This is a genomic window from Burkholderia sp. PU8-34 (assembly GCF_053427725.1).
The window spans coordinates 1-23944 of the sequence record NZ_JBSAXC010000010.1 but is presented as its reverse complement, the minus strand read 5'-3'; the positions used below and the strand labels follow the sequence as shown (position 1 = coordinate 23944).

Sequence of the window (23944 nt, the reverse complement as noted above, 5' to 3'; positions counted from 1 at the left end):
GTTCAGCTTTCCTTCGTTGTCGCGTCGATCTGCCGCTGCCGGTTGCCGAGCCAGCGGATAGCCATCGCGAGCAGCGACGAGCCGACCGCGATCAGCGAGCATTGCAGCGCAACGGGAAGGTAGCCGTGCAGCCGCGGGTCGACGAACGGATACGGGTACCAGTTTTCCCACGCGCCGCGCACGAGCGTGTACACGAGATAGACCAGCGGAAAGCCGAGCCATGCGGCCGTGCTCTGCCACGAAATCGGCGAGCGCGGCTCGACGTACAGCCAGTCGCCGAGCACGACGAGCGGCACGATCCGGTGCAGCACCCAGTTGTGTAAGGGCGGCGTGATATGCCGCAGTGCGTCGAGACGCGCCAGCAGCAGCTCGTAGACGATCGCGGTGATCAGCATGTACAGCACGGCCGCACCGCGCATCGATTCGTAGCGCGGCGAAACCGGGCGGCGGGTGATGCGCCAGAGCCCTGCGCACAGCACGGCCGCGGTGTAAAGGCTGCTCAGCTGCGTGAAGTAGCTCAGGTAGTTGCCGAGATGAAACGCCGGCATGCCCCAGCGGCCGGCGATGCCATGCAGCGTCGTGGACAAGGCGAGCAACGCGGCGATCAGCCGGTAGGCCGCAACGAAGTACGCTTTGCCCATGGTGCCGCACGACATCGACGCTAAAACTCCATCGTGCCACAGCCGTTCACGTGCGTGATACGTTTCCGCGCCGTCGTCGCGCGCGGCACGGGCGCGTCATATTCGTCCGATTTTTGACCGCTGCGATCCAATCCCGCCACCCGTGCCGCTACAATCGCTGCATGCCTGTCGGGCGCTGGCAAGCGTCCGCAGCAGCCGAACCCCCGATACAAGACAAGACCGAGCATGAAAAACATCCTCGCCAAACAGGCGCGCTACAGCACACCCGCGATCTTCTTTCACTGGGCCGTCTTTCTGCTCGTCGCGCTTGCGTACCTCGCCGTCGAGATCCGCGGGCCGAAGGGCAGCGACAGCCGTGCGTTCTGGATGAACGTGCACCTGACCGCAGGCACGTTCGTCCTGGTGCTGTCGGTCCTGCGGGTCGTGTGGCGGGCGGTCAGCCGGGTGCCGGAGCCGGTGCCGCAGGCGGCGCTGCTGCAGTGGCTCGCCAAGCTCACGCACATCGCGCTGTATGCGTTCATCCTCGCGCAGCCGCTGCTCGGCATCCTGATGATCAACCTGGGCGGCAAGCCGGTGTCGCTCGACTGGCTCGGCGTGTCGTTCACGCTGGTCGGGCCCGACAAGGCGCTGCGCTCGACCGTCAAGGACGCGCACGAACTGATCGGCAACGCGTTCTATTTCGTGATCGGCCTGCATGCATTGGGCGCGATCTATCACCATTACGTCCGGCGCGACGGCATGATGCGCCGCATGTCACTCTGATGTCGCACTGATTCGCGCGGCCGGATCGCCGCACAATGCCGGGGGCGCATGGTTGCGCGGACAACCATGTGCCCCCGGTGCGTTTGAGGGCAACCCCGGGGACAATCCGCATTGCACTGGCCATTGAGCTGAACATTCTGTAACATTCGGGCTGATTTACATTCCGCTTACTCGACGCCACGCATGCCGAACCGACATCGCACCCTGACTGCCTGGCTGGGCATGCTCGCGATCTGGTTCGCGATCGTGGCGCCGCTGGCATCGCAGTGGCGGGTCGCGCAGGCGTCGACGCCGGACGCGATCATCTGCAGTGCAGAGCATGGCGCGCAGCACACGTCCGACGCGGGCGGCGCGCATCGTCACGCGCTGCATCTCGAGGCGTGCGGCTATTGCAGCTTCTTCTCGCACAGTCCGGCGATCGGCGGCCCGTCCGTCACGCCGGATCTCCCCGTTTTCCTTCCTGCTGCGTCCGCCGCCGTGCCCGTCACGGTCGCGGCAAGCGTCGATCGCTATCCGCGCGCCTATCCGCGCGCGCCGCCCGGGAACGCCTGACGCGTTTTCTTCCGTTTTTCATTCCGCCGATATCCGTGCGATCCGTCGATCGCGTGGAGGGCGTTACTCGGGCTTTCGATCATGATCATTTTTCAATTGCGCGCGCACCCGGCGCCGCGCAATGCCGGTTCGCGGCGTGTGCCGCGGATGTTGAAACTCACGGTGCCGGCGCTGGCCGCCGGCGCGATGACCGCGGCGTGTGCCGCGACCGCGGCCGCTCGCGCGACCGACACCGACCCGGCCGCGCAGGCCGACGCGGCGCCGATGCTGCCGCCGGTCGAGGTCGTCGCATCGCCGCTGACGACGCCGCTCGTCGTCGTCACCGATCCGAAGACGCCGCGCCAGCCGCTGCCCGCCAGCGACGGCGCGGATTACCTGAAGACCATTCCCGGTTTCGCGTCGATCCGCAGTGGCGGAACGAACGGCGATCCGGTGCTGCGCGGGATGTTCGGCTCGCGGCTGAACATCCTCGCGAACGGGATGCCGACGCTGGGCGCGTGCCCGAACCGGATGGATTCGCCGACGTCGTACATCGCGCCGGAAAGCTACGACAAGGTCACCGTCGTGAAGGGGCCGCAGACGGTGCTGTACGGCCCCGGCGCGTCGGCCGGCACGGTGCTGTTCGAGCGCATCACGCCGCGCTTCGACAAGCCCGGCATGCGCTTCGAAGGCAGCCTGGTCGGCGGTTCGTTCGGCCGCAACGACCAGAACGTCGACGTGACGGCCGGCACACCGGACGTCTACGGCCGCGTGACCGCGAATCATGCGCACGCGCAGGACTACGAGGACGGCAATGGCCGCACGGTGCCGTCGCAGTGGGACAAATGGAACGCCGACGCCGCGCTCGGCTGGACGCCCGACGATCACACGCGCGTCGAGCTGACGGCCGGCACCGGCGACGGCTATGCGCGCTACGCGGGCCGCGGAATGGACGGCGCGCATTTTCGCCGCGAGACGTTCGGCCTGTCGTTCGACAAGCGGCATATCGGCGACTTGCTCGACCGCGTCGAAGCGCGCGTGTACTACAACGAAGCCGATCACGTGATGGACAACTACACGCTGCGCCAGCCCGACCCGACGAGCAGCATGCCGATGCGTATGGCGTCGGAAGTGCGGCGGCGCACGCTCGGTGCGCGGGCAGCGGCGACGTTCCGCTTCGGCGACGAATTCAAGTTCGTCGCAGGCGTCGATGCGCAGTCGAACCGGCTCGATTCGCGCTCGGCGATGGGCCGGCAGAACTATGCGGACCAGCCGTGGAACGCGCAGGCGACGATGTGGAATACGGGCGCATTCGGCGAGCTGACGTGGTATGCGAGTGACGCGTCGCGCGTGATCGGCGGCGCGCGCGTCGACTATGCGAGTGCGCGTGACAAGCGGGCGACGACGGGCGGCATGATGAGCAAGCCGAACCCGACGTTCGACGACGATCGTGCACGGGTGCTGCCGAGCGGCTTCATCCGTTACGAGCGCGATCTCGCGGCGCTGCCGGTCACGTGGTATGCGGGGATCGGCCACGCGGAGCGCTACCCCGACTACTGGGAGCTGTTTTCCGCGAAGCGCGGGCCGGCGGGGGCGATCAATGCGTTCTCGGCCATTCAGCCCGAGAAGACCACGCAGCTCGATGTCGGCGCGCAGTACAGGAGCGAGAAGCTCGACGCGTGGGTGTCGGCATACGCGGGCTACGTGCAGGACTTCATCCTGTTCAACTACTCGGCCGGCATGATGGGCCCGACGACGCAGGCGACCAACGTCAATGCGCAGATCATGGGCGGCGAGGCGGGTGTCGCATGGCGGCCGGTCGCGCCGCTGCGCGTGGAAACGTCGCTCGCGTATGCGTGGGGGCGCAACGTCGCGACGGGCGATCCGCTGCCGCAGATGCCGCCGCTCGAGGCGCGCTTCGGCCTCGAGTACACGCGCGGCGCATGGTCGGCCGGCGGGTTGTGGCGGGTCGTTGCGCCGCAGCATCGCTATGCATTGAACGAGGGCAACGTGGTCGGCAAGGACTTCGGTCCGAGCGCGGGCTTCGGCGTGCTGTCGCTGCATGCGCAATACAACCTCAGCAAGACCGTGCAGATCTCGGTCGGCATCGACAATGTGCTCGACAAGGCTTATACGGAGCACCTGAACCTCGCAGGCAACGCAGGCTTCGGATACTCGGCCAACACGCCGGTGACCGAGCCCGGGCGCACCGGGTGGGTGCGGGTCAGCGCGAAGATGTAACTGCCGCGCAGGCCGCGCATGCTGCATGTGCAGCGCAGCATGCGCGGCCGCGGGCGGCGCCCCGCCGAATCGCGCCGCCCGCGTCAACCGATTAGAGAACCGTATCTAGAGGGGGCGCAAACGTTCACCGGTCATGCTTCACTCCCGCATTCGACGCACGGGCGCAGATGGGGGCGCCCGCGGCGCCGATACGATCTCTCTCGCACCAGCAGCAAGAAAAACAGGAGAACATGCATGGCCAGATCGATGCGATCCAGGGTGGTGGCAGGGGCAGTGGCCTGCGCGATGAGCTCAGCGCCGTTCGCGGGGCTGACCGCGGTGATGATGGCCGCGACGACGCGCGCGGCGGCGGTGACCGCGCCGACCGACGATTATGCGACGACGCGCTATCCGATCGTTCTCGTGCACGGGCTGACGGGCACCGACAAGTACGCGGGCGTGCTCGAGTACTGGTACGGCATCCAGGAGGACCTGCAGCAGCGTGGCGCGACCGTCTACGTTGCGAACCTGTCGGGCTTCCAGAGCGACGACGGTCCGAACGGCCGCGGCGAACAGTTGCTTGCGTACGTGAAGCAGGTGCTGGCCGCGACGGGCGCGAGCAAGGTCAACCTGATCGGCCACAGCCAGGGCGGGCTGACGTCGCGCTATGTGGCCGCCGTCGCGCCGGAGCTCGTCGCATCGGTGACGACGATCGGCACGCCGCATCGCGGCTCGGAGTTCGCCGATTTCGTGCAGGGCGTGCTGGCCTATGATCCGACCGGGTTGTCGTCGTCGGTGATCGCCGCGTTCGTCAATGTGTTCGGCATCCTGACGAGCAGCACGAACAACACCAACCAGGACGCACTCGCCGCGCTGAACACGCTGACCACGTCGCAGGCCGCGAGCTTCAACCAGAACTATCCGAGCGCGGGGCTCGGCGCGCCCGGCTCGTGCCAGACCGGTGCAGCGACAGAGACGGTCGGCGGCAACACGCATCTGCTGTACTCGTGGGCCGGCACCGCGATCCAGCCGACGCTATCCGTGTTCGGCGTCACGGGCGCGCAGGATACGAGCACGATCCCGCTCGTCGATCCCGCAAACGCGCTTGATCCGTCGACGCTCGCGCTGTATGGCACGGGCACGGTGATGATCAATCGCGGCTCGGGCCAGAACGACGGGCTCGTGTCGAAATGCAGCGCGCTGTTCGGGCAAGTGCTGAGCACGCGCTACAAGTGGAACCACCTCGACGAGATCAACCAGCTGCTCGGGGTGCGCGGCGCATATGCGGAGGATCCGGTCGCGGTGATCCGCACGCACGCGAACCGGTTGAAACTCGCGGGCGTGTGATCGATGGCCGCACATGAAGGACGCGCGCCGCTCGCGCGGCGCGTCGCAGTGTATGCGGTCGTGGGTGTCGCCGCGGCGGCCGGCGTCGGGGTGTGGCAGGGCGCGGCCACGCAGCGTGGCGCGCGTGCCGAGCAGGGATCCGGCGGCACGGCGTCAGCCGGCAGCACGCGCGCCGCGATGCAGGCGGCGGCCGCGCCGGACGGCACGCGCCTGCCGGCGTCGCTCGCCGGGTCGAGCGCGCCGCGCCTGCCGCTCGATCCGGCCGGCCATCTCGCGAAAGTGCGCGCGGTGCGCGATTTCTTCGACTACTGCCTGAGCGCGCAGAGCGACCTGAGCGCGGCCGCGCTCGATGCGCTGGTTGCGCGCGAGATCGCCGCGCAGCTCGACGGCACGGTCGCGCAGGCGGAAGCGCTCGACGTGTGGCACCGCTACCGCGCGTATCTCGCGGCGCTCGAGGCCTTGCCGGACGCAGGCGGCGTGCCGAACAAGCTCGACCTTGCCGCGCTGCAGCTTGCGCTCGATCAGCGCGCGTCGATCGCGTACCGGACGCTCGGCGACTGGAGCCAACCGTTCTTCGCCGACGAACAATGGCGTCAGCGCTACGACCTCGCGCGGCTGAAGATCACGCAGGACCGCACGTTGACGGACGCGCAGAAGGCCGAGCGGCTCGCGGCGCTCGACCAGCAGCTGCCGGCCGGCGAGCGTGCCGAACGGCAGCGCATCGCGCAGCAGCAGGCCGCGATCGCGCAGATCGCGCAACTGCAGCGAGCGGGCACGACGCCGGATGCGATGCGCGCGCAACTGACGCAGTCGCTCGGGCCGCAGGTTGCCGAGCGCGTCGCGCGCATGCAGCAGGACGACGCCGCGTGGCAGAGCCGCTACGCGGACTATGCGGCGCAGCGCGCGCAGATCGACGCGGCAGGGTTGTCGCCGCAGGATCGCGACGCGCAGGTGGCGGCGCTGCGGCAGCGTTTCTTCACGAAGCCGGGCGACGCGTTGCGCGCGGCGTCGCTCGATCGCGGCGCCACGGGCGCATCGTCGCAGTAGATCGCAGCGCCGCAGCCGCGCAGTCGCAATAGATCGTGCCGGCGGGTGCGACTTGAGCGACGTGAGCAGCGGGGGGCGTGAGCGACTGGGCGGTGGGGGCCGCGGGAGCGCTCATGCCGCGCGCGTGACGCGTGCCGGCAAGTGCTGTTCGATCGTCGTCGCGAGCGTGTCGAACGCGGGGCCGATGCCTTCGTGCGGGACGCACGCATAGCCGAGCAGCAGACCCGAGCGTGCCGTGGCCGCACTGCTGTAATAGCTCGTCAGCGGCCGCACGATCACGCCGGCGTCGAACGCGCTCTGCGTGACTGCGCGGTCGTCGCAGGACTCGGGCAGGCCGAGCACGAGATGCAGGCCCGCTTCGTCGCCCATCACCGGCAGCGCGTCGCCGAGCCGCGCATGGATCGCGTCGATCAGCAGCTGCCGCCGTTCGCCGTACAGCGTGCGCATCCGCCGGACGTGCGAAGTCAGGTAACCGTCCATGATGAATTCGGCGAGCACGGCCTGCTGCATCAGCTGGCCTTCGCGATACAGCTCCGACAACCCGGTGCGGAACGTGTCGACGAGATGCTCGGGCACGACCATGTAGCCCATCCGCAAGCCCGGGAACAGCATCTTGCCGAGGCTGCCGACGTAGATCACGCGCCCGCCGTCGTCGAGCCCCTGCAGCGACGCGAGCGGCCGGCTGCCGTAGCGGAACTCACTGTCGTAGTCGTCCTCGATGATCCAGCAACGGTGCTGGCGTGCGTATTCGAGCAGCATACGCCGCCGCACGAGGCTCATCACCATGCCGAGCGGATACTGGTGCGACGGCGTGACGAGCACGAGACGCGGCGGATGCTGCAGGTCGCACGCACGCGGGTCGAGCCCTTCCTGATCGACCGGCACCGGCGCGAGCGTCAGCCCGGCCGCCTGCAGCACGCTGCGCACGCCCCAGTAGCAGGGCTCTTCGACCCACGCACGGTCGCCGATGTCGGACAGCAGGCGCACCGCGAGATCGATCGACTGGTGAATGCCCGTCGTGATGATCACCTGGTCCGGCGAACACTTCACCGAGCGCGCGACGCGCAGGTAGTCGGCCAGCGCGCGCCGCAGCGGCCGGTAGCCGCCGCCGGGCGCATACGTCAGCAACTCGGGGTTCGCTTCCTTCCACAGACGTGCCTGCAGGCGGCTCCACTGGCGGCTCGGAAATTCCGATACGTCCGGCACGCCCGGCATGAACGCTCCCCACTGGCGCCGCGACACGCCCGCGTGCTCGATCAGCTGCCGGCCGCGCATCGACAGGCCGCCCTGCGCGGCGTCCTGCTGCGCCGCCGCATCGCCGGCGGCCGGTGGCGGCGGCGCGCTGCCCGGCGCCTGCATCGCCGCGGCATCCGGGCGCGTATCGGCGACATAGGTGCCGCTGCCCGTCGTCGTCAGCACGTACCCTTCGGCGGTGAGCTGGTCGTAGACATGCAGTACGGTATTACGGGCAATCGACAGGTCGGCGGCGAGCGTGCGCGAGCTGGGCAGTTTGGTGCCTGGCCCCAATTCCCCGGTCAGGATCGCCTGCTGCATCAGCTGGAGCAGCTGGCGGTACATTGGCTCAGACGAGCCGCGGTCGAGACGGGCGGAGAGCCAGTCGGCGAGGATCACGGTATCCAAAGTGGTCCTACTAGTAATATTGAAATGGTTCCCTATTGTAGAACCGTGTTCGCCGTATAGTGCTTCGCATCTCAATAATGTTTGTCGCGTAGCAAGGGGACAGTCTCGATGAGAACCGATGAAGTGATCGTCAGCTTCCGCGGTGTGCGGAAGACCTACGACGGCGAAACGCTCGTCGTCAAATCGCTTGACCTCGACATCCACCGCGGGGAATTCCTGACACTGCTCGGGCCGTCGGGCTCCGGCAAGACGACCTGCCTGATGATGCTGGCCGGCTTCGAGTTCCCGACGGGCGGCGAGATCCGCCTCGACGGCGAGCTGCTGAACAACGTGCCGCCGCACAAGCGCAACATCGGCATGGTGTTCCAGAACTACGCGCTGTTCCCGCACCTGACCGTCGAGCAGAACGTCGCGTATCCGCTGACGGTGCGCAAGCTCCCGGCCGGCGAGCGTGCGGAGCGCGTCGCCCATGCGCTGAAGATGGTGCAGATGGAGCGCTTCGCGAAGCGCTACCCGGCGCAGTTGTCGGGCGGCCAGCAGCAGCGGATCGCGCTGGCGCGCGCCCTCGTGTTCGAGCCGAAGCTGGTGCTGATGGACGAGCCGCTCGGCGCGCTCGACAAGCAACTGCGCGAGCACATGCAGTACGAATTGAAGGCGCTGCACGAGAAGCTCGGCGTGACCTTCGTCTACGTGACGCACGACCAGGGCGAGGCGCTGACGATGTCGGATCGCGTCGCCGTGTTCGACAAGGGCATCGTGCAGCAGCTCGATACCGTCGACCGGCTGTACGAATCGCCGTGCAACGAATTCGTCGCGAACTTCATCGGCGACAGCAACCGGTTGCGGGGCACCGTCGCGCGCGTCGACGGCGAGTTCTGCGAATTCCATCTCGGCGACGGCACGAAGCTCGTCGGCCGCAATATCGGCAACGCGGAAGCGGGTGCACCCGCGGTCGCGTGCATCCGTCCCGAACGCATGAGTCTCACTCAGCACAGCGGCAACGGCAACGGCAATGGCCACGCGAACGGCGCTGCCGCGAACCTGCTGGCCGGCGAGGCCCGCAGCCTCATCTATTTCGGCGATCACGTGCGCATGCGCTGCGCGGTGCCGGGGCAGGACGAATGCTTCGTGAAGGTGCCGCTCGGCACCGGCGCGCTCGATGCGTTCTCGCCCGGTGCGCCGGTCGGCCTCGCGTTCGCGCCCGAGCATTTGCGCGTGTTCGCCTGAGCACGGTTTCAACGGTTTCGCGTTTTTCCGCAGCACGTCGTCCACAAGAACGGCTCACTTCCACCACGAGAGGAACCATCATGAATCGAGCAAGCTTCACGGCGCGCCGCACGGCGTTCGCACTGGCGCTGGCGGTGTTCGGCGCATCCGCGTCGGCGGCCGAGATCACCGTCGTCAACTTCGGCGGCGCCAACGGCGACGCGCAGAAGGTCGCGTTCAACCAGCCGTTCGAGAAATCGACCGGCAACAAGGTCACCGCCGTCGAATACAACGGCGAGCAGGCGAAGGTGAAGGCGATGGTCGAGGCGAAGCACGTCAACTGGGACGTGGTCGAAGTCGAATCGGGCGACCTGAACCGCGGCTGCGACGAAGGCCTGTACGAGAAGCTCGACTGGGCGAAGATCGCGAAGAAGTCGGACCTGATTCCGGAGTCGCCGCAGACGTGCGGCGTCGGCTTCTTCGTGTGGTCGACGGCGCTCGCGTACAACGCGGACAAGCTGAAGGCCGCGCCGACGAGCTGGGCCGACTTCTGGGACGTGAAGAAATTCCCCGGCAAGCGCGGGATGCGCAAGGGCGCGCGCTACAACCTCGAGTTCGCGCTGATGGCTGACGGCGTCGCGCCGAAGGACGTCTACAAGGTGCTCGCGACGAAGGCCGGCCAGGACCGCGCGTTCAAGAAGCTCGACGAGCTGAAGCCGAACATCCAGTGGTGGGAAGCGGGCGCGCAGCCGCCGCAGTTCCTCGTAGCCGGCGACGTGGTGATGTCGACCGCGTACAACGGCCGCATCAGCGCCGCGCAGAAGGAAGGCAAGAACCTGAAGGTGGTCTGGAACGGCAGCATCTACGATCTGGACTACTGGGCGATTCCGAAGGGCTCGCCGAACAAGGCGCTGGCCGAGCAGTACATCGCGTACACGCTGACGTCGAAGCCGCAGCAGGAGTACGCGCACAACATTTCGTACGGCCCGGCGAGCGTCGCGGCGATCAAGGCGCTCGACGCGAAGACGCTCGCGAACCTGCCGAACTCGCCGAGCAACGGCAAGAACGCGGTGCTGCAGGACATCGGCTTCTGGACCGACCACAGCGACGAACTCGAGCAGCGCTTCTCGGCGTGGGCCTCGAAGTAAGCGTGTCGGAGTCCTGATGCAACCGGCCGCGCGTTGCGCACGCAACACGGTGCTTCGCGCGGCACGCCGCCGGATTCCAGGTCCGGCCGGAGAGAACCGTTGAATACGATGACGATCGCTTCTTCTTCGTCGACACCGTCGACCGCCGCGCTGAAGCGCGAACTGAAGGCCGCCGAAGCAAAAAAACGCGCGATGGCACTGCTGCTGGTCGCGCCGCTCGCGGTATTCCTGCTGTTGATCTTCGTCGTGCCGATCGGCACGCTGCTGACGCGCGCGGTGCAGAACCCGGAAATCGCGACCGCATTGCCGAAGACGGTCGCCGCGCTGTCCGGCTGGGATCGCAAGGCGGCGCCCGCCGACGCGGCATACGTGGCGCTTGCCGCCGACATGACGCGAGTCGCCGACAGCGAAGCGATGGGCGCGCTCGCGCGGCGCCTGAACACCGAGATTCCCGGCTACCGCTCGCTCGTCGCGAAGACTGCGCGCGCGATGCCGCTGAAGGGCGAAAACGGGCAGAGCGACGCAGCGCTCACACCCGCGCAGACGCGCGAGAAGCTCGTCGATCTCGATTCGCGCTGGGGCGACGTCGCTTACTGGCAGGCGATCGCGAAGAACGGCAGCCGGACTTCGCCGTTCTACCTGCTCGCCGCGCTCGACCACAAGCAGGACGGTTTCGGTCACATCGTGCAGGCCGATCCGGACCAGTCGATCTATCTCGCGATCTTCGGCCGCACGCTCGTGATCGGCTTCGCGGTGACGCTGTTCGCGCTGCTGCTCGGCTATCCGCTCGCGTACTGGATCTCGACGCTGTCGGAGCGGCGCGCGAACCTCGTGATGATCCTAGTGCTGATTCCGTTCTGGACGTCGGTGCTGGTGCGCGTCGCCGCGTGGATCGTGCTGCTGCAGAGCGAGGGGCTCATCAACAAGGCGCTGATCGGCAGCGGGCTGATCTCGCAACCGCTGACGCTGCTGTTCAATCGCGTCGGCGTGTACATCTCGATGACACACATCCTGCTGCCGTTCATGATCCTGCCGCTGTACAGCGTGATGAAGTCGATCCCGCCGACCTACCAGCGCGCGGCGGTGTCGCTCGGCAGCCATCCGTTCGCGGCGTTCTGGCGCGTGTACGTGCCGCAGACCTATCCGGGCGTCGGCGCAGGCGCGCTGCTCGTGTTCATCCTCGCGATCGGCTACTACATCACGCCCGCACTGCTCGGCGGGCCGAACGACCAGATGGTCAGCTACTACGTTGCGTACTTCACGAACGTGACGATCAACTGGGGCATGGCGTGTGCGCTCGGCGGGCTGCTGCTCGCGGCGACGCTCGTGCTGTACGCGGTGTACGGCCGCTTCACCCGCTCGAACGTGAGCCTCGGCTGAACGCGCAACAACGGAAAGGGAAGGGGATTCGACCATGAAACTGCTCGCCAGGCCGCTGTTCGCGCCGCATATGTCGTTCGCCGAGCGCGCGTGGTACGTCGCGCTGCGCGTGCTCGTCGTGCTGACGCTGCTGTACCTGATCCTGCCGGTGCTCGCGATCGTGCCGCTGTCGTTCTCGTCGAGCACGTTCCTCGTCTATCCGATTCCGGGCTTCTCGATGCGCTGGTACGAGAACCTGATCGCGTCCGACGAGTGGCGGATGGCCGCGAAGAACAGCTTCATCATCGCGCCGTCGGCGACCATCGTCGCGACCGTGCTCGGCACGGTCGCCGCGATCGGTCTCACGAAGGCCGATTTCCGCGGCAAGGGGCTGCTGATGGCCGTGCTGCTGTCGCCGATGATCGTGCCGGTCGTCGTGGTCGGTGTCGGCATGTACCTGTTCTTTGCGCCGCTCGGGCTCGCGAACACCTACACCGGCCTGATCTGCGGGCACGCGGCGCTCGGCGTGCCGTTCGTCGTCACGACGGTCGCGGCGACGCTGCAGGGCTTCAACCACAATCTCGTGCGCGCGAGCCTGTCGCTCGGCGCGAACCCGGTCACGACATTCTTCCGCGTGACGCTGCCGGTGATCGCGCCGGGCGTGATGTCGGGGGCGCTGTTCGCGTTCGCGACGTCGTTCGACGAAGTGGTGGTCACGCTGTTCCTCGCGGGCGCCGACCAGACGACGCTGCCGCGGCAGATGTTCACCGGGATCCGCGAGAACATCAGCCCGACGATCGCCGCGCTCGCGACGATCCTGATCATCTTCTCGACGAGCCTGCTGCTCGCGCTCGAATGGCTGCGCGGCCGCAATGCGCGGCGCGCGGTGACGTAACGGCATACAGGCGCGCGGGGCAGCAAGTCCCGCGCGCCGGTTGGGGCCTGCCGGGTGCAGGCGCAGGCTACGAACGCATTGCTCAGAACCCGCCGGACTTGATCAGCTGGTTGAGATTCGCGATGTTCAGGCTGCCGAAGCCGGTCGTATAGTCCCAGCCCGCGCCGGCGTTGTAACCATAGCCCTGGTAGCCGTTGTTGCCCGACACGACGTCATGGCGCACGAGCGACGGGTTCGCCGGAATGTCCGCGTAGAAGTTGCCCGCCGGGAAGCCGAGGGCCGTGCCGTTCGAGGCCAGGATCCGCGCCCAGAAGCCCGTGAAGAGCGGCGCCGCGAGGCTCGTGCCGCCGATCTGCTGGAGCTGGCCGTAGTTGTAGATGTACGCGCCGGTGCTTTGCGCGGCATCGAACGCAACATCGGGCAGCTGGCGGTTGCTGCCCGACTGCCACGACGGCGCGGGCGTAATCGTGCTGACGCCGCCGCCCGTCGCCCACAGCTTGCCGTTGCTGTCGAGCCCTTCGTTCCACACCGTCTCGTTCGAGAACGCGCCCGCGGACGTCGTGTAGAGCGTCGTGCCGCCGATCGCGAGCACGTGCGGCGACGACGCCGGCCACGACACCGTATAGTTCGCGCCATCCGGATAGCCGCGGTTGTTGCACTCGTACACGCCTTCGTCGCCCGACGATACCGAGAACGTCTGGCCCTGCGCGGCCGCCGTCGTGAAGATCTGCTCCTCGGCGTCGAGCGTGCCGTCGGCGTTCGCGTCGGTCTCGCACCAGCCGAGCGACACGTTGATCACCTTCGCGACGTTATCCGACACCGCGCGGTTGAATGCCTGCGTGAGCCCCGTGTTGCCCGACGCGTTCAGGTCCGCCATGTAGAACACGAGCTTGCCGACCTGGCCGCCCGCCGCGCCGACGATCGACTGGCTGTCGAGATCCCACTCGCCCTGGCCGTTCTGGTCGTCGGTGTAGTTGCCGCCGGAACCGTTGGTCTGGACGGTTTGCGTCGACACCGCGCCGTAGCCGTTGCTCGACGTGAAGGTCTTCAGGTCCTTCAGCGTCTGCGCGACGCCGCCGATCGTCATGATGCCGACCGTCACGCCAGCCGCGGTCGGCACGCCGGTCGCGTTGTAGAGGCCCGGGAATTCCTTCGGATAGTGGCCGGTCGCGGTGCCCGTGGCGAGCGCCTTCGGCTTCGCGACGTCGCCGACGCGCAACAGCGGATGCGCGCGCGCGACGTTCTGCAGCCCGAGCACCGAGCCGACGACGTCGCCGAGCGCACGCGGCACCTGTGCGGTGGACGCGTTCGCGAAGCCCGAGCGGCCCGCGTACTCGAAGTGCACGAGCGACGTGTTGAACGCGGTCTTGACCGTGCCGGCCGTGCCGCGCGCGGACACGAGCAGCCGGTTCGGCGCGACCTCGATGTCGACGAAGCCGCTCTTGCGCAGATAGTCGACGACGGACTTGACCTGCGCTTCGGTCGGCGCGTAATCGGCGAGGAATTGCGAGCGCGTCAGGAACTTGCGGTACTGCGCGCTGCCGCGGCGGTTCACGTCGCGTGCGAGCTGCTTGAGCTGCGCGGCGTTGCGCAGCTTCAGGCTGACGACGACGTCGGTCGTCTCGCCTGCCGCCAGCTCGAGCGACGGCGCCGCACTGCGCGCCATCAGCTGCGGGCCGGTCAGAAAGGCCTTCGTGTGGGTGTCGACCCAATCCGTCGCCGCGTGCGCCGTGCCGGCGGCGAGCACGAGCGGCCACGCGCAGGCGAGGCGGCGGGGTGACGGAAGGGGAAGGGCAAACCAGGCGTTCCGTTTCATCGGGAGTCCTTTTGAGGAGAGACGACGTGGTTGGAACCCCGGCCCTTGTGGGGCCGCGAGCGCAGACGAGCGTAGGGACGCCGGTGCGTTTCAGGTAGCTGCCAGTTTCCATAGCTGTCAGTTCTGACAATGGCGCGCGAGGTGGCGCGTCCGAATGCGGCTGAAGCCGCGCCGTGGCGAGGTGACGGAGGAACCGGTTCGCGCGGCGTCGAACGTATCGCCCCGATGCACACCCGCGGCTCCAGCGTGCGCGTCGTTCGTCGTCGCGCGGGAATCGTCGCTGAAACGGCATGCGTGGGATTACGCCGGTGAACGCGCCCGGCCGCTTCGGGCGCGCGCTGAATCGCACTATGTGGTCAATGGAGGGCGAACGGCATCCCGATCGGGCGTTGCATCCGGGTCGGCGGCTAAAAAAAGGGGCAGTTGATGCCCGGCTGTTCCGAACTGTGGAACACAGTCTTTCGGCCCGCTTTCCGTCGTCGCGTGCGGCGCGCGAATTAGAGTCATTTCTCTAATGGCTGCACGGACGAAAAAAAAGCCCGACACGAGGCCGGGCTTCCAAATCGGCCGCAGCCGCCGAAGCGGCATGCGGCACCTGCAAAAGCAGAACGCTTACGCTGCGAGCAGCGAGCGCAGCACGAACGGCAGGATACCACCGTGCTTGTAGTAGTCGACTTCGATCGGCGTATCGATGCGCAGCAGCACCTGCACGCGCTTCGTTTCGCCGTTCTTGCTGTTGATCACGAGCGTGACGTCCTGCTGCGGCTTGAAGTCGTCGCCGAGGCCTTCGATGTCGAACGTCTCGTCGCCGGTGATGCCGAGCGACTGGATGCTGTCCGAGCCCTTGAACTGCAGCGGCAGCACGCCCATGCCGACCAGGTTCGAACGGTGGATCCGCTCGAAGCTGCGTGCGATCACGGCCTTCACGCCGAGCAGTTGCGTGCCCTTCGCGGCCCAGTCGCGCGACGAGCCGGTGCCGTACTCTTCGCCCGCGAACACGACGGTCGGGGTGCCCGCGTCGACGTACTGCATCGCTGCGTCGTAGATCGACAGCTGTTCGCCGCTCGGCTGGTGGATCGTCAGGCCGCCTTCGACGCGCGAGCCGTCTGCCTTTGCCGGAATCATCAGGTTCTTGATCCGGACGTTCGCGAACGTGCCGCGCATCATCACGTCATGGTTGCCGCGGCGCGAGCCGTAGCTGTTGAAGTCGGCCTTCTGCACGCCGTTCTCCTTCAGCCACTTGCCGGCCGGCGAGTCTTCCTTGATCGAGCCTGCCGGGCTGATGTGGTCGGTCGTGACGGAATCGCCGAAGATGCCGAGCGCGCGTGCGCCCTTGACCGTGACGATCTCGTCGGCCGGTTCCATCGAGAAGTCCGTGCCGAAGAACGGCGGCTCCGCGATGTACGTCGACTTCGGCCAGTCGTAGACCTGGCCCGATTCGCCCTCGATCTTGCTCCAGAGGTCGCCCTTCTTCGTCAGCTTCGCGTAGTTGTCCTCGAACTTCTTCGGATCGAGCGCGTACTTGAGCAGCGCGTGGATTTCTTCGCTCGTCGGCCAGATGTCGCCGAGGTAGATGTCGCGGCCGCCCTTGCCCTTGCCGACCGGCTCGGTCATCAGGTCGCGCGTGATGTTGCCGGCGATCGCGTAGGCGACGACCAGCGGCGGCGAGGCCAGGAAGTTCGCGCGGATGTTCGGGTGGATACGCGCTTCGAAGTTACGGTTGCCCGACAGCACGGCCGCCGCGACGATGTCGTTCTTGACGATCGCTTCGTTCAGCTCCGGCGTCAGGTCGCCCGCGTTGCCGATACAGGTCGTGCAGCCGTAGGCCGCGACTTCGAAGCCGAGCTTCGCGAGGTACTTCAGCAGGTCCGTCTTCGTCAGGTATTCGGTGACGATGCGCGATCCCGGGGCCAGCGACGTCTTGATGTGCGGCGCGACGGTCAGACCGGCTTCGACGGCCTTCTTCGCGAGCAGGCCGGCAGCCAGCAGCACGCTCGGGTTCGACGTGTTCGTGCACGACGTGATCGCGGCGATCAGCACGTCGCCGTTCTTCACGTCGACGCCGTTGCTCGTCTGGTACTCGGCGTTCAGGTCGTCCGCCTTCTTCGCGAAGCCGTTTTCCGCGACCGGCTTCGAGAACAGGTCGGTGAACGTCGACTTGACGTTGCCGATCTCGATGCGGTCCTGCGGGCGCTTCGGGCCCGCCAGCGACGGTGCGACCGTGGCCAGATCCAGCGTCAGCGTCTTCGTGTAGTCGATGTCGCCGGCCTTCGGAATGCCGAACAGGTCCTGTGCCTTGAAGTAGTTCTCGAATGCGGCGATTTCCGCCTTCGTGCGGCCCGTGCCCTTGAAGTAGTCGATCGTCTTCTCGTCGACCGGGAAGAAGCCCATCGTCGCACCGTATTCCGGCGCCATGTTCGCGATCGTCGCGCGGTCCGGCAGCGCGAGCGTCTTCGTGCCTTCGCCAAAGAACTCGACGAACTTGCCGACGACCTTCTCCTTGCGCAGCATTTCGGTGATGGTCAGCACCAGGTCGGTGGCCGTCACGCCTTCGCGCAGCTGGCCCTTCAGCTCGACGCCGACGACGTCAGGCGTCAGGAAGTACACGGGCTGGCCGAGCATGCCGGCTTCCGCCTCGATGCCGCCCACGCCCCAGCCGACCACGCCGATGCCGTTGATCATCGTCGTGTGGCTGTCCGTGCCGACGAGGGTGTCCGGATAGTAGACCGTGCCGTCTTCGTCCTTCTTCTTGTGGACGCCGCGTGCGAGGTACTCGAGGTTCACCTGGTGGACGATGCCGACGCCCGGCGGCACGACCTTGAACGTGTCGAACGCCTGCATGCCCCACTTCATGAACTGGTAGCGCTCGTTGTTGCGCTGGAATTCCAGCTTCATGTTCAGGTCGAGCGCGTCCTTCTGGCGGAAGTAGTCGATCTGGACCGAGTGGTCGACGACGAGATCGACCGGCACCAGCGGCTCGATCTTCTTCGGGTTCTTGCCCGCGCGCTTCGCGACGCCGCGCATGGCCGCGATGTCGGCGAGCAGCGGCACGCCCGTGAAGTCCTGCAGCACCACGCGCGACACGACGAACGGGATTTCGTCGACGCGCTTGCCCGTCGGCGTCCAGTTCGCGAGCTGCTCGATGTGTTCCTCGGTGATCTTCTTGCCGTCGTAGTTGCGCAGCACGGACTCGAGCACGATACGGATCGACACCGGCAGGCGCTCGATCTTCGTCTTCAGTTCCTTGCCGAGTTGCGGCAGCGAGTAGAACTTGCCTTTGCCGGAACCGCTGTCGAATTCCTTGAGGGTCTTGTGGAGATTGTGGGCCATGGTGATTTTCCTGGGTTCAAGTCTAGGAAACAAAGAGTCCTGTATCTGACCTGGGGGCTGTTTGCGGATGAAACGTGCATGCGTTGCCCCGAGAAAGGCCGCTCGCAAGGACTGCGACGCTGCGAATACTGGACGTATTCGCAAGAAGCATGACGCAGCGAGCGGCCTTTCTCGGGGCAACCCCAATTTTAAAATTTACTTCACGGGAATGCCCCAAATCGGCCACATGGCGGCGTCGTTCGTCGCTTGTTTGGCACGGCCAAACGGCGCTCCTCACTCCTTGCCCTGCGACCGATTTGGGGCATTCGCATGCACGTTTCATCCGCAAACAGCCCCCTATATCACATACAAGTCGACGTACTCATTGACCGGCATCGCTTCGAGCTTTGCCTGGTCCAGCGACACGTCGAGAATCGCTTGTTGCTGCTTTGCCGGGAAGCGGCGGGCGAGGTTGGTCCTGAATTTCTCGATCAGGAGCGGGATGCCGTCGGCACGGCGTCGCTTGTGGCCGATCGGATACTCGACCACCACTTCGGCAAGCTTCGATCCGTCCGCGAATTCGATCGTCAGCGCATTCGCGATCGATCGCTTGTCGGGATCGTGGTAATCCTTCGTGAACTGCGGGTCCTCGACGCAGACCGTCTTCGCGCGCAACGCGTCGATGCGCGGGTCTGCCGCGACCGTGTCCTCGTAGTCGGCCGCCGTCAGCCGGCCGAACAGCAGCGGCACCGCGACCATGTACTGGATGCAGTGGTCGCGATCGGCCGGGTTGGCGAGCGGCCCCTGCTTGTCGATGATGCGGATCGCCGCCGCGTGCGTGCGGATCGTGATCCGGCTGATGTCGTCGGTCGATTTCCCCGCCGCGGCGAGCTGCGCGTGCAGCTGCATCGCGGCCTCGGCCGCGGTCTGCGCGTGGAATTCCGCGGGAAACGCGATCTTGAACAGCACGTTCTCCATCACGTACGTGCCGTACGGACGCTGAAAGCGGAACGGCTGCCCGTCGAACAGGACGTCATAGAAACCCCAGGTCTTCGCGGTGAGCGCGGACGGATAGCCCATTTCGCCCGTCTTCGCGATCAGCGCGAGGCGCACCGCGCGCGACGTCGCATCGCCGGCCGCCCACGACTTGCGCGAACCCGTGTTCGGCGCGTGGCGGTACGTGCGCAGCGCCTGGCCGTCGACGAACGCGTTCGACACCGCGTTGATCAGCTCGTCGCGCGTGAGCCCGAGCAGCAGGCCGACGACGGCGGTCGACGCGACCTTGACGAGCAGCACATGGTCGAGCCCGACCTGGTTGAATGAATTCTCGAGTGCGATGCAGCCCTGGATCTCGTGGGCCTTGATCATCGCGGTCAGCACGTCGCGCATCGCGAGCGGCGCGCGGCCGGCTGCTACAGCGGTACGCGACAGCCAGTCGGCCGTCGCCAGGATTCCGCCCAGGTTGTCGGACGGATGCCCCCATTCGGCGGCGAGCCAGGTGTCGTTGAAATCCAGCCAGCGGATCATTGCGCCGATGTCGAACGCGGCCTGGACCGGATCGAGCTGGAACGACGTGCCGGGCACCTTTGCGCCGTTCGGCACGATCGTGCCGGGCACGACAGGCCCCAGGAGCTTGGTGCAGGCCGGGTAGGACAGCGCCTCGAGTCCGCATCCGAGCGTGTCGATCAGACAATGACGCGCGGTCTCCAGCGCGAGCGCGCTGTCGATTCCGGCGTTCAGCACGTAGTCGACGATATCGACGAGCACCGTATCCGGAGCAGGGCGGACGTTGGAGATCGGGGCGGACATCGAGGGGCCTGGCGGAACGGGCTTAGTTGTTCTTCAGCTCGTTCGATTGCGTCGGCGCCGGCGTGCCTTGCGCCATTTCCGGCGTCATGCACTCGTCCGCGAGGCGCTCGCCGCCGTTGGCGTCGCTGAACAGCATCGCCTTCGTCGGGATCACGATCAGCTTGAAGCCCGCTGCCGGATCATAGAACGTGTCGGCGCCGGTGGTCGTCTGCTGGCGCGGCAGCTTGTAGTTCTTCTGCGCCCAGTGAACCGTGACGACCTGGTCACGCTTCATGTCGCCGGCGAGATCGAAGGACAGGCCGTCCTTGCACGCCCACTTGACGGCGCCTTCCGGTGCCGTATCGACCTTCGCTGCTGCGCGCGCCTGTGCCTTCTTGCTGCGCGGGATCAGGCGCTTGCGCGGCGCCGGGCGCTTGGCCGTTGCCTTCTTCGCGGTCGTGCCCGCTTCCTGGGCGAACGCGCTCGGAGCCGACACCAGCATAGTGGCGGACAAGGCGCCGATGGCGGTAGCGATCAGGAGTTTCTTCATGGAGTCAGAACCTTTCGAAAATCAGTTAACAAAGGCTGGCGGCCGGGGCTGCCAGCGGGTTGAAACTGCACGCGCCCCGGAAGCGCGCAGCGGCCGCTATTTTCGCCTATTTGGCCGCCCATATTTCAGGTTTTCAGGCTCCGTTACGTTTTTTTCGTTCGGCAAGCGGACGAGCGGCCCACATCCCGGTCGGGATGCTTGAAAGACCGGTTCGGCCGGGCCGGCGGCGCGCGCTCACGGCGTGTCTCCCGCGGCGGCGGGGCCGAACAGCGTCGCCGCTTCGGCGGGCACCGGCTGGCCGGTCGCCCGCGCGCGGCGCAGCACCGACCAGTAATAGCGGTAGCTCGCGCGGTCGTGCAGCGTGTCGCCGTGGCGCGTCGGCCCCCAGTCGGCGGCTTGCGCGGCCAGCAGGATGTCGGCCGCGAGCGCAACCTCGTCGGTGCGCGGCGCGAATGCGTCGACGATCGGCCGGACCTGCGCCGGGTGGATGCTCCACATCCGCGTGAACGCGAATTCGTCGCGCGCGCGGCGCGCGTCGTTCGCGACGACGCTCATGTCGCGCACCTCGGTCGTCACGTTGTGCGACGGCGTCTTGCCGTGCGCGTGGCAGGCCGCGGCGATCTCGAGCTTCGCGCGCCGCACCAGAGGGTGCTCGAACTGGCCGGGCGAGCGCATCGCCGAATCGGGGATCGCGCCGTGGTGCGCGGAGACGAAATCCATCAGGCCGAAGCTCAGCGTGCCGACGAGCGGCAGCGCGGCGAGGGCGGCCGCCTGCGCGAGCGCGCCGTGCGTCTCGACCAGCACGTCGACCGGAATCGGCCGGGCAATGCCGAGTTCGCGGCGCGTGCCTTCGATGAACGCGCACATCTCGGCCGCGTCGGCGGCGTTGGCGATCTTCGGCAGCGTGAGGTAGGCGGGCGGGCGTGCCGCGCGCAGGATGATGCGCACGTCGTCGCGCCAGTGCGGGTGGGAGAAGTCGTGGATCCGCGCGCCGACCCGCCCGAAGCGGTTCTCGGCGCTGCCGAGCGTGGCGGCGACCAGTTCCGCGTGCGCGGCTTCCTGGCCGACGGCGGCGCCGTCCTCGCAGTCGAACGTGATGTCGAACACGGGGCCCAGTTCGGCCTGCAGCGCAAGCGACTTGCGCATCAGCTTCTCGCTGCCCGCGTAGTGGTCGCAGCATGGCAGGATCGCGGGCGGGGACGCCCCGTCGTACAGCACTTGTGCAGGAGTGAGCGCGGCCATCTCTTCTACGTCAGGGAAGCGGGTCAACGTGGAGAAAATCGGATTCGGGCGCGTTCTGGGCCGGTGCGCGGCGAGCGCGGGGCGGCAAAACGTGCGCGGATCGGATCGTTCGGCAGGGCCGGCGGCATGCCGGCCCGTGCCGCAACCGGGCTGCCCGAGGGCCGCCCGGCAACGCGCGTGATGCTTAGTTCTTCAGCAGGTGGGCAACGCCGTCGCGCTCTTCGAGCAGCTCGGCCAGCGTACCGTCCATCTTCTCGCGCGAGAACGCGTCGATCTCGAGGCCTTCGATACGCTTGTATTCGCCGTTCTCGCACACGACCGGCACGCCGTAGATGATGTCTTCGGGGATGCCGTACGAACCGTCCGACGGAATGCCCATCGTAACCCACTTGCCGTTCGTGCCGAGCACCCAGTCACGCACGTGGTCGATCGCCGCGTTCGCTGCCGACGCTGCCGACGACAGGCCGCGGGCTTCGATGATCGCCGCGCCGCGCTTGCCGACGGTCGGGATGAACGTGTTGCGGTTCCATTCGTCGTCGTTGATCAGCTTCAGCATCGATTCGCCTTCGGCGGTCGCGAAGCGGAAGTCGGGGTACATCGTCGGCGAGTGGTTGCCCCACACGGCGAGCTTCTCGATCGATGCGACCGGCTTGCCCGACTTCGCTGCCAGCTGCGACAGCGCGCGGTTGTGGTCGAGGCGCAGCATGGCCGTGAAGTTCTTCTTCGGCAGGTCCGGTGCCGACTTCATCGCGATGTACGCGTTCGTGTTGGCCGGGTTGCCGACGACCAGCACCTTCACGTCGCGGCTCGCGACTTCGTTCAGCGCAGCGCCCTGAACCGTGAAGATCTCGGCGTTCGCCGACAGCAGGTCCTTGCGCTCCATGCCCTTCGAGCGCGGACGGGCGCCGACCAGCAGTGCGACGTCGGCGTCCTTGAACGCGACCTTCGGGTCGTCCGTGATCACGACGCCCGCGAGCAGCGGGAACGCGCAATCTTCCAGTTCCATCACGACGCCTTTGACGGCGGCTTGGGCTTGCGGGAGGTCGAGCAGTTGCAGGATGACCGGCTGGTCCTTGCCGAGCAGGTCGCCGTTCGCGATGCGGAACAGCAGCGAGTAAGCGATTTGACCTGCGGCGCCGGTGACGGCAACGCGCTTTGCGGGCTTAGCCATTGAAATTCTCCAGGACGGGTGAAGCGTGGGACGCTCGGGAAAACGCCATTCTATGCGCGTTACGCGAAGCGTTGCATTGAAGCAGGGCGGAGGAGTCGCGGTTGCATGCGCGGTGACCTGGAGACGGGCAGAGGCACGTAGCCGGGGACGCGCTTGGCAATCCGCGAACCCTTGCTCGCCCCGGAGTGTAGGAGTCGAGGCGCGCAAAGTCAAACGGTATCTTATGTCTTATATAAGACAGATGTTTTGCTGAATTTGAGTGGACGGAAAACCTGGGTTTGTGATGAAATGCGCGCCATGACATCGAACCAGGCGAACAACGCGAATCCGACCGGCGCAGGCAGCCCAGGGCAGCCGGGCGCGAGCGAGGCTGCGCCCACGCCCACGCCTGCGCCGACGTTCAGCCCTTTATACCAGCAGATCAAGTCTTTGATCACGCAGAGTCTCGAATCGGGTGAATGGAAGCCCGGCGAGATCATCCCGAGCGAGGTGGAACTCGCGGCCCGCTACAAGGTCAGCCAGGGCACCGTGCGCAAGGCGATCGACGAACTGGCCGCCGAGAACCTCGTGGTACGCAGGCAGGGAAAGGGTACGTTTGTTGCGACGCACAATGAAGATCGCGCGCAGTTCCGCTTCCTGCGCCTGCTTGCCGACGACGGCGCCGAGCATGCGCACGTGAGCCGCCTGCTCGAGTGCCGGCGGCTGCGCGCGCCGGCCGAGATCGCCCGCCAGCTCGACCTGAAGCCGTCGGACCCGGTCGTGCAGGTGCGCCGGCTGCTCGAGTTCGAGGGCGAGGTGACGGTGCTGGACGAGATCTGGCTGCCGGGCGCGATGTTCCGCGGCCTGACGTTCGAGCGCCTCAGCGAGTACAAGGGGCCGCTCTACGCGATGTTCGAGGCGGAGTTCGGCACGCGCATGATCCGCGCGACCGAGAAGATCCGCGCGGTGGCGGCGGAGCCGGCGGTGGCCGACCAGTTGCACGTGCCGACGGGATTTCCTTTGCTGTCTGTCGAGCGCGTGTCCTATACATATGGTGATCGGCCTGTGGAAGTGCGCCGCGGCTGGTATGTCACAACTGGGTACTACTATCAGAACGACTTGAGCTGACGATGCAGGCATCGGCTCGTGTCCCGTGCATTCGCGTTCCTCACGCTGTCTGCGAAGCACGTTTCGGGCCGCCTTTGTTCGCGTTTGCGTAACGATCCAAAGCAGGTTTTCGCTGCAGCGCGATATGAAAAGGCGCTAAAATTGCGGATTAGTGTGACAACATA

18 protein-coding genes are annotated in these 23944 nt (G+C 66.7%); 10 read left to right on the top strand and 8 right to left on the bottom strand.

The genetic code is table 11. From position 1 onward, the window contains the following. Positions 1-2: 2 nt before the first annotated feature. The gene (locus ACV22Z_RS22675; protein ID WP_448078519.1) at positions 3-641 is read right to left on the bottom strand and encodes a Pr6Pr family membrane protein; all 639 of its coding nucleotides are present in this window, start codon (positions 639-641) and stop codon (positions 3-5) included. A 225-nt stretch (positions 642-866) separates the two neighbouring features. Here ACV22Z_RS22675 and ACV22Z_RS22670 point away from each other — a divergent pair, with 225 nt between their 5' ends. From ACV22Z_RS22670 to ACV22Z_RS22650, 5 genes are all read left to right on the top strand, one after another. Next, on the top strand, positions 867-1403 hold the full coding sequence (locus tag ACV22Z_RS22670) for a cytochrome b (RefSeq protein WP_448078518.1): 537 nt from the start codon (positions 867-869) through the stop codon (positions 1401-1403). A gap of 183 nt (positions 1404-1586) precedes the next feature. Next, the gene (locus ACV22Z_RS22665; RefSeq protein ID WP_448078517.1) at positions 1587-1955 is read left to right on the top strand and encodes a DUF2946 domain-containing protein; all 369 of its coding nucleotides are present in this window, start codon (positions 1587-1589) and stop codon (positions 1953-1955) included. An 81-nt stretch (positions 1956-2036) separates the two neighbouring features. After that, entirely contained in the window at positions 2037-4175 is a 2139-nt protein-coding gene (locus tag ACV22Z_RS22660; RefSeq protein WP_448078516.1) for a TonB-dependent copper receptor, read from the top strand. A gap of 234 nt (positions 4176-4409) precedes the next feature. Then, positions 4410-5501: an alpha/beta fold hydrolase gene (locus tag ACV22Z_RS22655; RefSeq protein ID WP_448078515.1), complete on the top strand. Its 1092-nt coding sequence runs from the start codon at positions 4410-4412 to the stop codon at positions 5499-5501. Between the two features lie 3 nt (positions 5502-5504). After that, positions 5505-6548 carry a lipase secretion chaperone gene (locus tag ACV22Z_RS22650; protein ID WP_448078514.1) on the top strand — a complete coding sequence of 348 codons (1044 nt, stop codon included), beginning with the start codon at positions 5505-5507 and terminating at the stop codon, positions 6546-6548. A 111-nt stretch (positions 6549-6659) separates the two neighbouring features. Here ACV22Z_RS22650 and pdxR read toward each other — a convergent pair whose 3' ends face one another. Next, a complete protein-coding gene (gene pdxR, locus ACV22Z_RS22645; protein WP_448078513.1) occupies positions 6660-8189 on the bottom strand; it encodes a MocR-like pyridoxine biosynthesis transcription factor PdxR in 1530 nt (509 codons plus the stop codon). 108 nt (positions 8190-8297) lie between these two features. On the opposite strand from pdxR, the gene ACV22Z_RS22640 reads away from it, so the two are divergent. From ACV22Z_RS22640 to ACV22Z_RS22625, 4 genes are all read left to right on the top strand, one after another. Then, positions 8298-9416: an ABC transporter ATP-binding protein gene (locus ACV22Z_RS22640; RefSeq protein WP_448078512.1), complete on the top strand. Its 1119-nt coding sequence runs from the start codon at positions 8298-8300 to the stop codon at positions 9414-9416. A gap of 80 nt (positions 9417-9496) precedes the next feature. Further along, a complete protein-coding gene (locus ACV22Z_RS22635; protein ID WP_448078511.1) occupies positions 9497-10543 on the top strand; it encodes an ABC transporter substrate-binding protein in 1047 nt (348 codons plus the stop codon). Between the two features lie 108 nt (positions 10544-10651). Further along, positions 10652-11923: an ABC transporter permease gene (locus ACV22Z_RS22630; RefSeq protein ID WP_448078734.1), complete on the top strand. Its 1272-nt coding sequence runs from the start codon at positions 10652-10654 to the stop codon at positions 11921-11923. A 34-nt stretch (positions 11924-11957) separates the two neighbouring features. Continuing rightward, positions 11958-12797: an ABC transporter permease gene (locus tag ACV22Z_RS22625; RefSeq protein WP_448078510.1), complete on the top strand. Its 840-nt coding sequence runs from the start codon at positions 11958-11960 to the stop codon at positions 12795-12797. 82 nt (positions 12798-12879) lie between these two features. On the opposite strand, the gene ACV22Z_RS22620 is transcribed toward ACV22Z_RS22625, so the two are convergent. From ACV22Z_RS22620 to ACV22Z_RS22595, 6 genes are all read right to left on the bottom strand, one after another. Beyond that, positions 12880-14613, bottom strand: a complete 1734-nt coding sequence (locus ACV22Z_RS22620; RefSeq protein WP_448078509.1) for a S53 family peptidase — start codon at positions 14611-14613, stop codon at positions 12880-12882. Positions 14614-15225: 612 nt separating this feature from the next. Next, positions 15226-17943: an aconitate hydratase AcnA gene (gene acnA, locus ACV22Z_RS22615; protein ID WP_448078508.1), complete on the bottom strand. Its 2718-nt coding sequence runs from the start codon at positions 17941-17943 to the stop codon at positions 15226-15228. A gap of 336 nt (positions 17944-18279) precedes the next feature. Continuing rightward, entirely contained in the window at positions 18280-19731 is a 1452-nt protein-coding gene (locus tag ACV22Z_RS22610; RefSeq protein ID WP_448078507.1) for a bifunctional 2-methylcitrate dehydratase/aconitate hydratase, read from the bottom strand. Positions 19732-19753: 22 nt separating this feature from the next. Next, on the bottom strand, positions 19754-20260 hold the full coding sequence (locus ACV22Z_RS22605) for a hypothetical protein (RefSeq protein WP_448078506.1): 507 nt from the start codon (positions 20258-20260) through the stop codon (positions 19754-19756). Positions 20261-20494: 234 nt separating this feature from the next. Further along, positions 20495-21502, bottom strand: a complete 1008-nt coding sequence (locus ACV22Z_RS22600; protein WP_448078733.1) for an HpcH/HpaI aldolase/citrate lyase family protein — start codon at positions 21500-21502, stop codon at positions 20495-20497. A gap of 184 nt (positions 21503-21686) precedes the next feature. Then, complete coding sequence (locus ACV22Z_RS22595) at positions 21687-22673, bottom strand: malate dehydrogenase (protein ID WP_448078505.1); 987 nt, start codon at positions 22671-22673, stop codon at positions 21687-21689. A 288-nt stretch (positions 22674-22961) separates the two neighbouring features. On the opposite strand from ACV22Z_RS22595, the gene ACV22Z_RS22590 reads away from it, so the two are divergent. Then, positions 22962-23780: a GntR family transcriptional regulator gene (locus tag ACV22Z_RS22590; protein WP_448078732.1), complete on the top strand. Its 819-nt coding sequence runs from the start codon at positions 22962-22964 to the stop codon at positions 23778-23780. The last annotated feature ends 164 nt before the right edge of the window (positions 23781-23944 follow it).